The 14,096-nt window shown below is 65.7% G+C and carries 13 protein-coding genes; 5 read left to right on the forward strand and 8 right to left on the reverse strand.

Annotation, left to right across the window (positions count from 1 at the left end; all coding sequences use genetic code 11):
• Window positions 1–68: 68 nt before the first annotated feature.
• The 5 genes from M8523_RS12115 to M8523_RS12135 all read left to right on the forward strand — a co-directional run bounded on the left by M8523_RS12115 (window position 69) and on the right by M8523_RS12135 (window position 5,102).
• Entirely contained in the window at window positions 69–1,232 is a 1,164-nt protein-coding gene (locus M8523_RS12115) for a substrate-binding domain-containing protein (RefSeq protein WP_282585129.1), read from the forward strand.
• Window positions 1,233–1,401: 169 nt separating this feature from the next.
• A complete protein-coding gene (locus M8523_RS12120) occupies window positions 1,402–2,994 on the forward strand; it encodes a sugar ABC transporter ATP-binding protein (protein ID WP_282585130.1) in 1,593 nt (530 codons plus the stop codon).
• Window positions 2,991–3,956: an ABC transporter permease gene (locus M8523_RS12125; protein ID WP_282585131.1), complete on the forward strand. Its 966-nt coding sequence runs from the start codon at window positions 2,991–2,993 to the stop codon at window positions 3,954–3,956. Before M8523_RS12120 ends, M8523_RS12125 begins: the two co-directional genes overlap by 4 nt.
• 99 nt (window positions 3,957–4,055) lie before the next feature.
• A complete protein-coding gene (locus M8523_RS12130) occupies window positions 4,056–4,193 on the forward strand; it encodes a hypothetical protein (protein WP_282585132.1) in 138 nt (45 codons plus the stop codon).
• A 78-nt stretch (window positions 4,194–4,271) separates the two neighbouring features.
• A complete protein-coding gene (locus M8523_RS12135) occupies window positions 4,272–5,102 on the forward strand; it encodes an alpha/beta hydrolase (RefSeq protein ID WP_282585133.1) in 831 nt (276 codons plus the stop codon).
• A gap of 186 nt (window positions 5,103–5,288) precedes the next feature.
• Here the strand turns inward: M8523_RS12135 and M8523_RS12140 are convergent, their stop codons facing one another.
• From M8523_RS12140 to M8523_RS12175, 8 genes are all read right to left on the reverse strand, one after another.
• Window positions 5,289–6,122, reverse strand: coding sequence for a carbohydrate ABC transporter permease (locus tag M8523_RS12140; protein ID WP_282585134.1), 834 nt, complete (start codon window positions 6,120–6,122; stop codon window positions 5,289–5,291).
• A 3-nt stretch (window positions 6,123–6,125) separates the two neighbouring features.
• Window positions 6,126–6,314, reverse strand: a complete 189-nt coding sequence (locus M8523_RS12145; protein ID WP_282585135.1) for a hypothetical protein — start codon at window positions 6,312–6,314, stop codon at window positions 6,126–6,128.
• Window positions 6,308–6,820: an alcohol dehydrogenase catalytic domain-containing protein gene (locus tag M8523_RS12150; protein WP_282585136.1), complete on the reverse strand. Its 513-nt coding sequence runs from the start codon at window positions 6,818–6,820 to the stop codon at window positions 6,308–6,310. The genes M8523_RS12145 and M8523_RS12150 overlap by 7 nt, the downstream gene beginning before the upstream one ends.
• A 421-nt stretch (window positions 6,821–7,241) precedes the next feature.
• Entirely contained in the window at window positions 7,242–8,939 is a 1,698-nt protein-coding gene (locus M8523_RS12155; RefSeq protein WP_282585137.1) for an ABC transporter substrate-binding protein, read from the reverse strand.
• Between the two features lie 142 nt (window positions 8,940–9,081).
• A complete protein-coding gene (locus tag M8523_RS12160; protein ID WP_282585138.1) occupies window positions 9,082–10,728 on the reverse strand; it encodes a GMC family oxidoreductase in 1,647 nt (548 codons plus the stop codon).
• Window positions 10,718–11,377: a gluconate 2-dehydrogenase subunit 3 family protein gene (locus M8523_RS12165; RefSeq protein ID WP_282585139.1), complete on the reverse strand. Its 660-nt coding sequence runs from the start codon at window positions 11,375–11,377 to the stop codon at window positions 10,718–10,720. The genes M8523_RS12160 and M8523_RS12165 overlap by 11 nt, the downstream gene beginning before the upstream one ends.
• A gap of 33 nt (window positions 11,378–11,410) precedes the next feature.
• On the reverse strand, window positions 11,411–12,376 hold the full coding sequence (locus tag M8523_RS12170; RefSeq protein ID WP_282585140.1) for an ABC transporter permease: 966 nt from the start codon (window positions 12,374–12,376) through the stop codon (window positions 11,411–11,413).
• On the reverse strand, window positions 12,373–13,929 hold the full coding sequence (locus M8523_RS12175; protein WP_282585141.1) for a sugar ABC transporter ATP-binding protein: 1,557 nt from the start codon (window positions 13,927–13,929) through the stop codon (window positions 12,373–12,375). Before M8523_RS12175 ends, M8523_RS12170 begins: the two co-directional genes overlap by 4 nt.
• Between the last annotated feature and the right edge of the window lie 167 nt (window positions 13,930–14,096).

Consider the following 14,096-nt stretch of genomic DNA (forward strand, 5'->3'; position numbering starts at 1 on the left):
GGATGATCGAATGCACCGGATCGACAATAAAAAGACCCGCAAAGCCGGGGTTCATTCAGGAGGAAACGATGAGAAAAGCGATCGTTCGTTTCGCAGGCCCATGCCTGGCGATGACGATGTTGAGTGCATTCGCGGGCTCGGCGCTCGCCGAAGACTATCATTGGCCCGATAAGATTCCGCCGGAAGCGACGGAGCTGATGAAGCCTCTGCCGCTCTCCCCCAAGGGGCAGCCCGTTCCCGGCTTCCCGGACGGACCGCCCGCCGTCACGCCCGACGTCTTCAAGTTCACGCAGGAGATGAAGGACAAGCTCAAGGCGGGGCACTTCACGGCCGCGATCGCGATCCACACCATGGACGCGGGATGGCCGAAGCTGCAGATCGAGGGCATCACCAACACGCTGAAAGAGCTCGGCGTCGATGTGGTGGCGGTCACCGACGCCAAGTTCAAGCCGGGCCAGCAGATCGCCGATCTCGAACAGCTGACGGCCCGCAAGCCCAACGTGATCTTCTCGATCCCGATCGACCCGCAGTCGCAGGCGGCCGCCTACAAGAAGGTCGCCGACGCCGGCATCAAGCTCGTGTTCCTGGACAACGTGCCGGTCGGCATGGCGCCGGGCAAGGACTACATCTCGGTCACGGCCTCCGACAACGAGCAGAACGCATATTACGCCGCGAAGGAACTCTGCGAGGCGATGGGCGGCAAGGGTGAAGTCGGCATCGTCACCCTGGTTTATGATTATTACTACTCGGTCGCAGTCCGCAAAACGGGCGCCATGAAGGCCTTCGCCGAATATCCCGGCATCAAGCTCGCCGAGGTCGGAACCGTGACCTCGCCCGAGAAGGCCTATCAGGTCGCGACCGCCATGCTGACGGCCCATCCCGACATCAAGGGCATCTTCGCGGCCTGGGATACGCCGGCCGAACAGGTTGTCGCCGCAGCGAAGACGCTCGGCCGCAAGGTCCTCGTCACCACCAACGATATCGCGGCCGACAGCGCGATCTATGTGGCCCGTGGCGACTTCACGGCCGTCGGCGCCCAGCGTCCCTATGACCAGGGCGTCTCGGAAGCGAAGTCCGCCGCTTATGCGCTGCTCGGCATGGACGTGCCACCCTATATCTCGGTGCCAACGCTTCGCGTGAAGAAGATCAACCTTCTCAGTGCGTTGAAGGAAGTCACCAAGGAAGAGCCGCCGGCCTCCGTGCTCAAGGTCTGCAACAACGCCTGCTTCTGAGCAGGTCGATCGCGCCGCGCTCCTGACAGGGGCGCGGCGCCGCTTTTCCCTCACGCCGAACCTGGCGCGCGGCATCCGAGCCCTTGGCCGATCCTTCGACACGCCCTCTTCGAGGCCTGCCATAGATCAGGGCATCGATCACCGACGAACTGTGAGATGAAATCCAGTCATGGCGGCTGATTCGCCATCTACCCTTTCAGACAAGCCCGTCGACGGAGCTGCGCGTCCGCTCGTCTCCATGCGGGGCATCTCCAAATCCTTCGGCGAGAACCGGGTGCTGCGGGACGTCGACTTCGAGGTCTCGGCCGGTGAGGTCCACGCGCTCCTGGGTGAGAACGGCGCCGGCAAATCGACGCTGATGAAAATCCTCATGGGCGTCTACCGGCCCGATGCCGGCACGGTGACGCTCGACGGCGAGGATATCGGGGGAACCTCGGTCCTCGATCACCTGTCGCATGGCATCGCCATGATCTTCCAGGAACTGAGCCTCCTGCCGAACCTCACCGTCGGCGACAACATCCTGCTCGGCCGCGAGCCGCGCCGCACCGGCTGGCGTATCGACAAGCGCTCGATGCGGCGGGACGCCCAGACGGTCATCGACCGCTACGGCTTTCCGCTGCGGGCCGGTCAACTCGTGCGCGACCTCGGCTTCGCCCAGCGGCAGATGGTCGAGGTGCTGAAAGCCGTGTCGCGCGGTGCCCGCGTGCTCATCATGGACGAGCCGACGTCTTCGCTCAGCCTGCGCGAGGAAGAAAAGCTCTTCGCCATCATCGACGAGCTGAAGGCGCGCGGCATGGGCATCGTCTACATCAGCCATCGCATGGCTGAGATCTTTCGGCTCGCCAACCGCATGAGCATCGTCAAGGACGGGCAGGTGATCGGGCCGCTCGATCCGGCCGCGACGTCGATCCGCAAGGTTTCGGAGCTGATGTCGAAAAGCAAGCCGGCCGTGGTCGACACGGCCGTCATCGAGGTCGCGGCGAAACCGGCCTCGGCCGGAGTCGCGACCGCACTCGAAGTTCGTGGATTGAAGACGGCGCGAAAGCTCGACGACCTGAGCTTCACGATCGCCCAGGGCGAGATCGTCGGCATCGCCGGGCTGGTCGGGTCCGGCCGCTCGACCCTCGCCAAGGCCCTCTTCGGTTTGATCCCCGACGCGCGCGGGCGTGTCACGGTCGGCGGCCAGCCCTTGAAGCTCGGCCATCCGGATGCGGCCATCGCGGCGGGCATCGCCTTCGTGCCGGAAGACCGGCGGCTCGAGGGCCTGGTGCTCGGCCATTCCTTGTCGAGCAATGTCGCGCTCGCAAGCCTCGACAAGCTGCTGCACCGGATCGGCGTGCCGGTGGTGTCCGACCGGAAGATCGCGGACCTCTTCGAGGATTATCACCAGAAACTCGGCATCGTGGCGCGGCGGCCGAGCCAGCTCGCGAGCGAACTCAGCGGCGGCAACCAGCAGAAGGTCGTCTTCGCCAAATGGCTCGCGACCAAGCCGCGGCTGCTCATCCTCGACGAGCCGACCAATGGCGTCGACGTCAACGCCAAGGCCGACATGCGCGCCATCATGCGCGGCGCGGCCGACAGCGGCGTCGGCGTTCTCCTCATTTCGTCCGAACTCGATGAACTGACGGCCTCGGCCGATCGCATCCTGACGCTCGTCGACGGCCGCATCACCCGCGAGCTGTTCGAGGCGAAGGACGAGGCGGAACTCCGAGCCACCCTGCAAGCGGATCTGGCCGCCATGAAAAAGGAGCGTCTTGCGTGACGGTGCAACAGAGTTCCGCAGTCGAGCGCGACAGCGCCTGGACAACCATCCGGCGGACGCTGGTCCAGCGGCCGACCTATCTCATCTTCGCGGCCGTCACCGCCTTTTTCATCATCTTCGCGCCGAATTTCGCGACGCTCAGCACCGCCGGCGCCATTCTGCGGGTCACGGCCCTGGTCTCGATCATGGCGGTCGGCATGACCTTCGTGATCATCTGCGGCGAGATTGATCTCTCTGTCGGGTCGGCGTCGAGCTGGTCCGGCATGGTGATCGCGCTGCTGCTCCAAGCCAACGTGCCGACCGCCGTGGCACCGCTCCTGGTCATTGCGATGGGCGCCCTGATTGGCCTCGTCAACGGGCTGCTCGTGACCAAGCTCCGCATCCCCTCGTTTCTCGTCACGCTCGGCATGCTCAGCATCCTGTCGGGGCTGGCCCTGACGATCACCAACACGGAGCCGGTGCCGATCGTCGACGACGCCTTCTCGGATCTCCTCTGGAACGCGAGCTATATCGGACTGCCCGCACCGATCTGGTGGACCATCGTGATCGTGCTGATCGGCTATTATCTGCTGCAGATGACGGTGTTCGGCCGGCGGGTCTATGCGGTCGGTGGCAATCTCGTGGCGGCCCGCTTCTCCGGCATCAAGACGGACCGCATCAAGATCACGGCCTTCATGTTTTCCGGCATGACCGCGGCGCTGGCCGGCCTGCTGCTGGCGGCGCGCTCGACGGCCGGCAACCCGAGCCTCGGATCGGGCCTCGAACTCGACGTGATTGCGGCCGTCATCATCGGCGGCACGAGCCTGTTTGGCGGCGTCGGCGACATCCCGGGTTCGGTGATCGGCGCCATCTTCATCGGCATTCTCGGCTTCGGTCTGCTGGTGCTCGGCCTGTCGACCAGCATCCAGGAGGTCATCAAGGGCGGGATCATCATCCTCGCGGTGGCGTTGAACCGGCGATGAGGCGACGGACTCCGATGACTTACTCGGCCACAACTCTCGACAGGGAGGTGGCAGAGATCGGATTGATAGCAAAGAAACAATGTTCAGGAAGGAAACCCAATGAATATGATCAGGACGTTGACGTGTATCGCTTTGATTGCCTGTCCTACAGCGGTGATGGCCGCTGACGTCGCGCCGCTCGACGTACCGGCCAAGACGCTTCCCGTGCCGGCCGCCGATATCAGCCCAGGCATGTAGAAATTCATTGGGGCACCGCTCAATCCGGACTGGAACAAGCTCTGGAAGACCGGCGAAGAGGCCCGCGCCTACGCGGACGTGCAAGCCGCCGCGACCGTCAAGGGCATCCCGGCCATGCTCGAGCGGCTGCACGTAAAATCCGAGGCGTCGACGATCGATGGCGTGCGCGTGCATATTCTGACTCCCGACACCATCCCGGTCGAGAACCAGGGCAAGGTTCTAGTCCACGTCCACGGCGGCTGCTACGTGCTGTTCCCCGGCGAGTCCGGCACCCCCGAGGGCATCATCATGGCGGGTGACGGGCACTACAAGGTGATCTCGGTCGACTACCGGATGCCGCCCGAAGCCTATTTTCCGGCCGCGGTGGATGATGCCCTGACGGTTTACAAGGCCGTGCTGCGGGACACGCCGGCCAAGAACATCGGCGTTTTCGGCACCTCGGCCCGGGGCGCCCTGACGCTCGAACTCGTGCTCCGGGCACGGGAGCAAAGCCTTCCGGTGCCTGGCGCACTTGCCTCCGGTACCCCGATGTCCGACGCCACAAAGACGGGCGACAGTTTCTATACCAACGAGAAGGTCGACAACATTCTCGTCTCGCGCGACGGCTTCTGCGACGCCGCGACCGTCATCTACGCGAAGGGACACGATCTCGCCGATCCTCTGATCTCGCCCGTCTACGGCGACATGCACGGCTTTCCGCCTACGATTTTGACGACCGGCACGCGCGACCTGCTGCTCAGCAATACGGTGCGCGTCCATCGCAAGCTACGCCGCGCCGGCGTGGAAGCCACGCTGCAGGTCTACGAAGGCCAGTCGCACGCGCAATATGAGTTCGACGATACGCTGCCTGAGAGCAAGGAAGCCTTCGGCGAGATCGCATCCTTCTTCGGTGCGCACCTCGGAAAGTAGGTGAGATTGAATGAATGCGAAGGTGCAAGAGGTGAGATTTAATCGGGCTCTTCGGCTTCAAGGGGCCCGACGGAGTTGGTCTGCTTTCCGAATAGAATGATGAAGAAGCGGATGCCCTCTTCGGCTGGAGCGATGCGACGGCCAGCCTTGATGTGAATCTCACGCGATTGACTGTGTTCGGGTGCCTTACTTTACGGCGCCGAACGTCAGTCCTTCCACCAGGCGGCGTCGCAGCAGCATCGTGGCGACGAGGATCGGGGCGACGGTTACGGTGGCGGCGGCGGTGAGGCTGCCCCACTGCGTCCCGTACATGTTGGTGAATTCGCTGATGCCGACCGGGGCCGTCTTGGCGGCGGAGCGGGTCAGGGTGAGGGCGAAGAGGAACTCGTTCCAGGCCAGCATCGCGCTGAGCAAGCTGGCCGCCACGATGCCTGGCATCAGCAGGGGAAAGACGATGTGCCAGAGCACGGCGCCCTGGCTCGCGCCGTCGACCGTTGCGGCCTCCTCGATCTCGTACGGAATCTGCTTGATGAAGCTGCGCAGCATCCAGATCACCATCGGCAGGCCGAAGGCGGCATAGGGCACGATCAGACACGGAAATGTGTCGGTGAGGTTGAGCTTGGACGCCAGGATGAAGATCGGCACCACCGACACGGCCGGCGGGAACATGATGGTGGAGAGGATCCAATTGGCCGTTCCCTTCTTGCCGCGGAAGCGGAACCGGGCAAGCGCATAGGCGGCGGGCACGCCGACGATGAGACCGAGCAGCGTCGAGGCGACCGTGACGACGAGGCTGTGGGCCATCAGCGTGCCGAAGGCCTGCGACGTGTAGGTGTTGCCCCCCAGCACGTCGCTGTAGCTCTGCAGCGTCGGGGTGAAATTCCACACCGGAGGCAAGGCCTGGCTGAGTTCGGGCGGCTTGACGGAGGTCAGCACGACCCAGAACACGGGGAACAGCACGACGGCCACCGCTCCCCAGAGCAGCAGCCGGAACAGGCCGTTCGCGATCAGGCGCCGCATGGCTCAATCCTCCAGGATGTCGGTGTTGCGGTTCAGCACCGCGAGCAGCCGGCCCATGATGACGGACAGGACGACGAGGAAGCAGATGCCGAGCGCGGCGGCGGCACCGACGTCGAAGTTCTGCAGGGTAATGCGGTAGAGGTCGAGGTTGATCAGCGAGGTGGAGGTGCCGGGACCGCCACCTGTCAGCACGAAATGCCGAGCTTCTTGCAGGCGCTGTAGAGGGTCCCGAAGGCATCGGTCGAAATCGCAGCCGCGACATAGGACATCCAGTCCGGGATCTTCAGGCAGTTGCGCTCGGGCACGACGATAAATTCGGCATTGCCGCCGTCGGCCGTGAAGCCGATGCAGGTCCACTTCGCGCAGAGGAAGTAGTTGCCTTGGCGGCAGAACTCGCAGACGCCGCAGCCGACACCGAGGTAGACCGCGACGCGGTCGCCGACCTTGGTGTGGTTGACGCCGGCGCCGACCGCGACAACGTCACCAGCCGGCTCGTGACCGGTCACGCAGGCGCCGGCCGCATCGCCCCCGACGACCGCGTTGCCGTAGTAAAGGGAAAGGTCGCTGCGGCAGATGCAGGAGGCCCGCACCGCCACCAGCACTTCTCCTGGACTCGGCGTCGGCACCTCGACGGCGCGGATCTCGACGCGCTTGTTGCCAGGCAAGAACACCGCCTTCATGCGATTGGCGCGGGACATCGATGGCTCCCTTCGACGCGATCCGGCAGCGCGCGAGCGGTTGCGCCACTTGCCCCGCGGGCCGCGTCGTTTTGTGATTTCATCGGGTCGCCGGACACTGCCGGCGCTGGGAGGCGGCAAGGCCGACCTCCATGGCCAAGGGTTTAGCGGTGGGCACACGGGGGAGGAAGCGGCAGATCCATCCAATCTGGATTGTTTGGAGCCAATGTCCACGACGGACGATATCAAACGGCGTCGCGGGAGCCCGATCAGGTCATCGCGGGATGGAACCTCGCCATTCGTCCATCCTGAATCGTCGTTCCTCAGTAGAAACCCTGCGACCGCATCAACTGGTCGGCCCGGTTCTGTGCGTCGGCAAGGGCTTGGTCCAAGGCCTTGCTGCCAGACAAAAGATGGTGGATCTCGTCTCCCGCGATCGCGATCACCTCCGCGATGCAGGGTGCGGGCGGCGCGGCCACATGCGGAAGATGCCCTGCCTGTTGAACTCGTCGACGGCGCCGATCACCGGCGATAGCGCGCGGATGTCGGGATCCTTGCTCACGCTGACGCGCGGGCTGGCGAGACTGCCGTTGACGAGGTAGAGCTTCGACGCGCTGGCCGACGTCAGGGTGCGCAGCGCATTCCAAACCGGCGCCACCCGTTCGGGCGCGATGTTCGTGGGAATGGCGAGCGCGTAGCCGCCCATCGGAACGATCGGACGCCCGCGCGGCCCGGCGGGGTGAGGCAGGTATCCGGCTCTCCGATAGGCGGCGGCGCCGGCGTCGACCTCGAAGAGGGGCGCCAGCAGCGTGTGTGAATAAGCCATGGCGGCCCGGCCTCGCGCATAGGCGACGGCACGGTCGTACCAGGCCATTTGCAGCACGTCGGGTGGCGAAAAGGCTTTGAGTTCGAGCAGGTAGGCCGCCGTCTCCCGCGCTTCGGGCGACAGGAAGGCGGGCCGCATCTGCTCTCCCTCGATCCGCTCGGCGTCGAAACCGTCCGCGGTGCGCCGCAGGTTGAGAATCGGGCGGCCGAAGGCGCTCATCGTCATGATGAAGGTATGACCGACCGGCGTCCCGCGCCCGCCATTCCAGGCGATGCCGCTGATGCCTCGCGACGGGGTGTGGAGGCGGCGGGCTGCCGCCACCAGCGCCTCGGTCGTGCGTGGCGGCTCGACCCCGGCCTTGTCGGCCAGGTCCGTGCGGTAGACCAGCATTTCGGCGGTCGTCATGATGGGAACGCCGTAGGGCCGGCCGCGAAAGCGGGAACTTGCCAATGCGTCGGGATAAATGTCGGCGGCGTCGAGCGGCGCATGCGCCGAGACGCTGTCGAGTGCGATGAAGCGGTTGGCTTGCGCCATCTCCCCGAACCAGGGCAGGTCGCAGGCGACGATGTCGTAGTTGGACACCGCGCGGCGGCTGTTGGTGATGATCTCCGCGCGCAGGCGGTCGATGGAGACCGCGCGACTGGCGATAGGAACGCCGAGCACCATTTCGAAGTGGCGCCGCAGCGCGTTCATCGCCGTGAAGGTCGGATCGGCGTGGACGAGCACGCGCAGCGCACGGCCGAGTGGAAGCTTGGCATCCAGGACCGGGAGGGGGGCGATCACGGTCGGGTCCGCCTTCGTGGCACGCGGGGGCGACCCACTGGCCGCGTCGGCGACGAACCGGCGGCGCATCAGTTCCTCGGTCGTACGGGCGAAGCGTTGCCACCGTGCGAGAAGATCGAGCGAGGGATGCAGGGAGAAGGAGCGATCGGTCTCCGTTTTGGCGCGCTTCACGATGAGGCCGCGCTGGACCAGATCATCGATCGCCCGCATCGCCGTGCCATAGGTCAGGCCCGACGAGGCCGCGAGCGACGTGCTCGTAACGATACGCCCGAGGTCGTGGCTGCGCACGAGCTCTGTGATCATGCGCAGTTCGCGCTCGCCCTGCCGAAGCCCGAGAGTCGCCTGGCTCACGTCCTGAATGGCGAGGATCAGGTCGGGGAAACAGAACAGGTCCCGCTTGGCAGGGCGTCCATCGAGCTCTGTTCGGCCGGTCTCGTAGGGGCCTTCCGGCGAGATGCGGTTTGCCGGTTCGACCGCTGCTTCGTTATGGCCCTGCGGCCGGCGCCCCCCCGACAATCTCTTCGTGCTCATGCCGTCATCCGAGCGAGGGCCACGCGATCCGCGCTGAGCAATTGTCCTTCATCACCGCATTGATCGCCAGCTTGGCCTCACCTCTCGCCCGGTGTCCTGGAGTGCCGAGAGCACCGCGCGTTCCGTTGAGATGTGAGGCGGCTCAGGCCCGCGCCGGTGCGCCCCGCTCGGCGATGATCTTGTCCGCCACACGCCAGGCATTGGCCATGATGGTGAGGGTGGGATTGGCGCCTGTCCCGGTCGGAAACGGCGAGCCGTCGACCGCATAGAGGTTTTCGACTTCGTGGGCGCGGCACCACCTGTTGAGCACGCTGGTGTTCGGGTCGTCGCCCATGCGAGCCGTGCCATGCTGGTGCGAGCAGTTGCCCGTGACGCGGTCGGCATAGACCTTGGTGACCGTCCGCGCCCCGCTGGCCTCCAGGATGTCGGCGCCGCGGTCGATGAGGTAGCGGCCCTGGGCGAGGTCGTTCTGGTGCGCTTTCAACGTCGTGCGCGCCACCGGCAAGCCCCAGGCGTCGACGACCGTGTCGTCGAGGTCGATGCGGTTGTCGTGTTGGGGCATATCGTGCAGCACCATGGCGATGGCGAGCGAGTGGCTATAATTCTCTCGGTCAATCCGCTTGGCTTCCGCGCCCCAGGCGGGTGTACCCGGCAGCCGCCAGTTGATGGGGAGCGGAATGCCGACGCCCGCGACCGCGATATGACCCCCGGACACGAAGCCGCGCGCAGCGTCGTGCTCGTAGTGCTGGAACGTCGAGGCGCTGACATAGCCGCCGCCCGCCCAGGCATAGACCGGATCATCATAGGTGCCGACGGCCGCCGAATATTCGTGGAAGGTGACGTTGCGGCCGACGAGGTCGCTGCCATTGGCAAGGCCATTGGGGAAGCGGCCGGATCGCGACAGCAGCATCAGCCGAGCGGTCTCCATCGCGCCACAGGCGAGGATGAAGACATCCGCTTCCTGCTCGAACGTATCACCGTCGGCGTCCTGGTAGACCGCCGCCTTGATCCGGCCGGTGACGTCGAGCACGAGTTCGCGAACGTAGGAATCGGGGCGCAGGTCGTAGCGTCCTGTTGCGATCGCGTCCGGCACGAAGACGTTGAGCGCGGAGGAGCGCGTGCCGGTCGGGTCCCCGTGCTGCTGGGCGAAGGCGCTGACCACCGTCGCCTTGCGGCCGTTGAAGGGGCGCGAGAGGGCGGCTTGGGGGGTCGGGAAGGCGTTCCAGCCGAGCGCCGCGCAGCCATTCATGAATTTGTCGGCATAGCGCGAGCGCGGCATGGGCGGGCAGGGATAACCGCCCGACCGGCGCGACTCGAATCTGTTGGCGCCCGCCTCGCCCGAGACCCCGAAGGCCCACTCGACCTTGAGGTAGTAGGGTTCCAGTTCGTCGTAGGTGATCGGCCAGTCCGCGAGACTCGCGCCCGGCAGGTCACCGGCGACGGTGCGCATGCGGAAGTCGTTCTCGGTGAAACGAGGCAGCCAGCCCTGCCAGTGGACCGTGCCGCCGCCCACCATCTGCGGCACGGGGCAGAAGTTCTCGGCTCGCGCGGCGTCGGCCGCGGTCTCGCGCCAGGTGCGCGGGTTGAGGATCGGGTCCGGCCACAGGTTGTAGCGGTTGATGTTGGCGAGCTCGTCGCCGCCGAACGTCTCCTTGGTGCGCCACGGCCCTTTTTCGAGCGCGACAACGTTCACGCCCGCTTCGCATAGCACCTTGGCGGCTGCGGCACCCGAAGCCCCTGCCCCGATGATGACGACGTCGGTTCTCGCGGGTTTGGTCTTAAAGGCCATCGTGGAACTCCTTGACCTTCTCGGCCTCGCCTTCGGCGAAATATTGCAAGGTGGTGTAGCGGCCGGTGTGGACGTCCTTCATCGAGGCCGGCCCGGGAAAGCCGATGACCTTCCAGCCGATCTGCCCTTTGTTGCCGCCGTAGATGGGGTCGGCGTAGAAGCCCTGGCGCGTGTGGGTGATCAGCAGCGGCAGGAAGTCGAGTTCGACCTCGGTGGAGGTCTGCTGCAAGGCGGGCTCCGCCGAGACGGGGCCGGCGAGCGCATCGTTGGGCGTCAGGGTCGTGGGCTGGCCCGTGCCGCCGGCCTCGACGCCGCGCAGCACGGTGTCCTGCTGGTCTGGTGTCAGAGCGACGAAATCAGCTGCGAAGTGCGCTTGGGCGCGGGCATCGAGATCCCGGATCCCCTCGACGTAGCGGGCGCGCATGATCTCGATGCGCTGCATCCAGGCGTCGGCGCTGCGGCCCTCCAGGACTTCGAAGCCCGAGCCATCCGGCTTGGCGAAGATGTAGCCGAGGCCGGACAGGTAGCGATCGAGGAAGTCGATGCAGCCGGCCTCGCGGGCACCCGGCGTCTCGTCGGTGGGGATGATCCGCGCCATCGCGGCCTCGATCGTGGCGCGCTGTTGCGGATTGAAGAAGGTGTCGGGCATAGGCTTCCTCGGGATGTTTTAGTTAGCGTCCGGTTACCGCTTCTTGGTCTGGCTGATCGCGACCGCGATGATGATGATCGCGCCGCGGGCGATGAGCTGCTGGCTGAACTCCAGGCCCATCAGCACGAGGCCGTTGTTAATGAGGCCGATCATCAGTGCGCCCATGATGGAGCCGACCACGGTGCCGGCCCCGCCGAACAGGCTGGTGCCGCCGAGCACGGCCGCCGCGATCACCGAGAGTTCGTCCCCCTCGCCGAACTGGAAGCGGCCTGAATGCAGCCGCCCCGCGTAGAGCATTCCCGCCACCGCTGCCGCGACGCTCGACAGCATGAGCACGCGGAATTTGATGGAGACGGTGTCGACGCCCGAATAGCGTGCCGAGGTCTCGTTGCCGCCGGTCGCCAGCACACGGCGCCCGAAGGTCGTCCGGCGCAGCACGACATGGCCGACGATGCCGAAGGCCACCATCCAGATCAGCAGGCTCGGCACCGGCCCGAGGTTGCCGCCGCCGAAGACGGAGGCATAGGACTTGTCGAGGATCGGGATCGCGGCCGTGGCGCTGATCCACATGGCGACGCCGCGGGCGATGCCCATCATGGCGAGGGTCGTCAGGAACGACGGGATGCCGATCCCCGTCGTCAGCCAGCCATTGATGGCGCCCACGATCGCGCCGGTGCCGAGGCCGCAGACGATCCCGCCGAGGATGCCGAAATGGTCGATCCCCATTGCGGTCGCGACCGAGGCGAGGCCGGCCACGGCGCCTACCGAGAGGTCGATCTCGGCGGTGCCGAGCACGAAGGTCATCGCCACCGACACGACCGCGATGATGGCAGTCTGGCGGATGATGTTGAGGAGGTTGTTGGGGTCGAGGAAGCCTCGCTCTCCGAGCGTCGCCGCGAAGATGATGAAGATCGCGACGAAGCCGATGTAGATGATGTAGTCGCGCCAGTTGGCGATCGGGGACGGCGCCTTGTGGGCCGGCATGGCGGAATCGGTCATTGAACGGCCCCTCCCCGGGCTTCCTGCATGGCTTTGTTAAGCTTGCTTTCGGCGTGCTGGAGCGCGTCGATCGAGTCGGGATTGGCGGGATCGTCTAGCTCGTGACGCGCGATGTCGCGCACGATGCGCCCGTCGGACATGACGAGAATGCGGTCGCAGGCGGCGAGCAGCTCCTGCAGCTCCGACGACAGCACCAGGATCGCCTTGCCGGATTTGGCAAGGTCGCGGATCAGCGTGACGATCTCACTTTTTGAACCGATGTCGATGCCCGCCGTGGGTTCGTCGAGGATCAGCACATCGGGCTCGGTCGCGAGCCATTTGGCGATCACGACTTTCTGCGCATTGCCGCCCGACAGGGTTTTCACCGTCGCCTTGCGGGAATCCGTCTTGATGCGCAGCCGCTTGATCGAATTTTCCGCAAGGGCCGCCGCCTTGGCACGATCGACCCACGTCGCCTTGGACAGACGGTCGAGACTGGGCAGGCCGATGTTGCTCTCGACCGAATGGAAGGCGACGAAACCCTGACGCGCCCGGTCCTCCGGCACCAGCGCGATCCCGGCCTCGATCGCGTCGCGCGGCTTGGCGATGGCAACCGGCTTGCCCTTGATGCGGATCTCGCCCGAGACGATCGGCTGGATGCCGCAGATCAACCGCGCAAGGGAGGAGCGCCCGCTACCGAGCAGCCCCGCGACACCCACGACCTCGCCGCGGTGAAGCGTGATGTTCACCGCCCGCGGCTTCTGCTCACCTGAGAGATCGCGGGTTTCGAGCAAGGCCTCCCCGAGGGTTGCGGTCTCGCGCGTCACGTCGGAAAAGCCGCGCGAGCGGCGGCCGATGATGTGGGCAATCATGCTGTCGAGCGTGAACTCGGACATCGGTGCGGTGACGATGTGCTTGCCGTCGCGCAGGATCGTGGCGCGGTCAGCGATCCGGAAGATCTCGTCCATCCGGTGCGACACGTAGACGATGGCGACACCCTTTCCGCGCAACTGACGCACGTAGTCGAACAGCCGATCGACCTCGGTCTGCGACAAGGCGGTCGTCGGCTCGTCGAGCACCAGCACCCGGCAGGGCTGCGAGGTGGCCTTGATGATCTCGGTCAGCTGTTTGTGGCCAGCCGGGATGTCGGCGACCTTGCGGGTCGGATCGATGGCCACGCCCATCGCGGCGAACAGTTTCCTGGTCTCGGCGATCGCGGCTTTGTCGTCGATCAGGCCACCGGCCTTGATCTCACGGGTGAGGAAGACGTTCTGTGCGACCGTCAGGGTCGGCACGAGGCTCATCTCCTGGAACGCCATCGCAACGCCGGCTGCGCGCGAGGCTTCCGGGGAATAGATGGTCAGCGGCACGCCACCGATCTCGATCGTGCCGGAGGTCGGCGGCTGCACGCCGCGCAGGATCTTCAGAATGGTCGACTTGCCGGCTCCGTTCTCGCCGAGCAGCGCATGGACTTCGCCCGGCTCGACCGTGAAGCTCACGCCGTCGAGAGCGCGAACACCGCCGAAGTGCTTCGACACGTTGATCATGTGGACGGCGTCGGGTGTGGATGACATGACGGAGGCCCAAGAGATCCCTTCTCCCGTGCGAACGGGAGAAGGTGGCCCTCGCGTCAGCGAGGGTCGGATGAGGGTCGGCTCGGCGCGCGGGGCTAGGATGGTCGAGGGCAGCGCCGGCCCTCATCCGTCACGACTGCGTCGCGACACCTTCTCCCGCTCACGCG

The sequence above is a fragment of the Lichenifustis flavocetrariae genome (genome assembly GCF_026130545.1).
Taxonomy (GTDB): Bacteria; Pseudomonadota; Alphaproteobacteria; order Rhizobiales; family Beijerinckiaceae; genus Lichenihabitans; species Lichenihabitans flavocetrariae.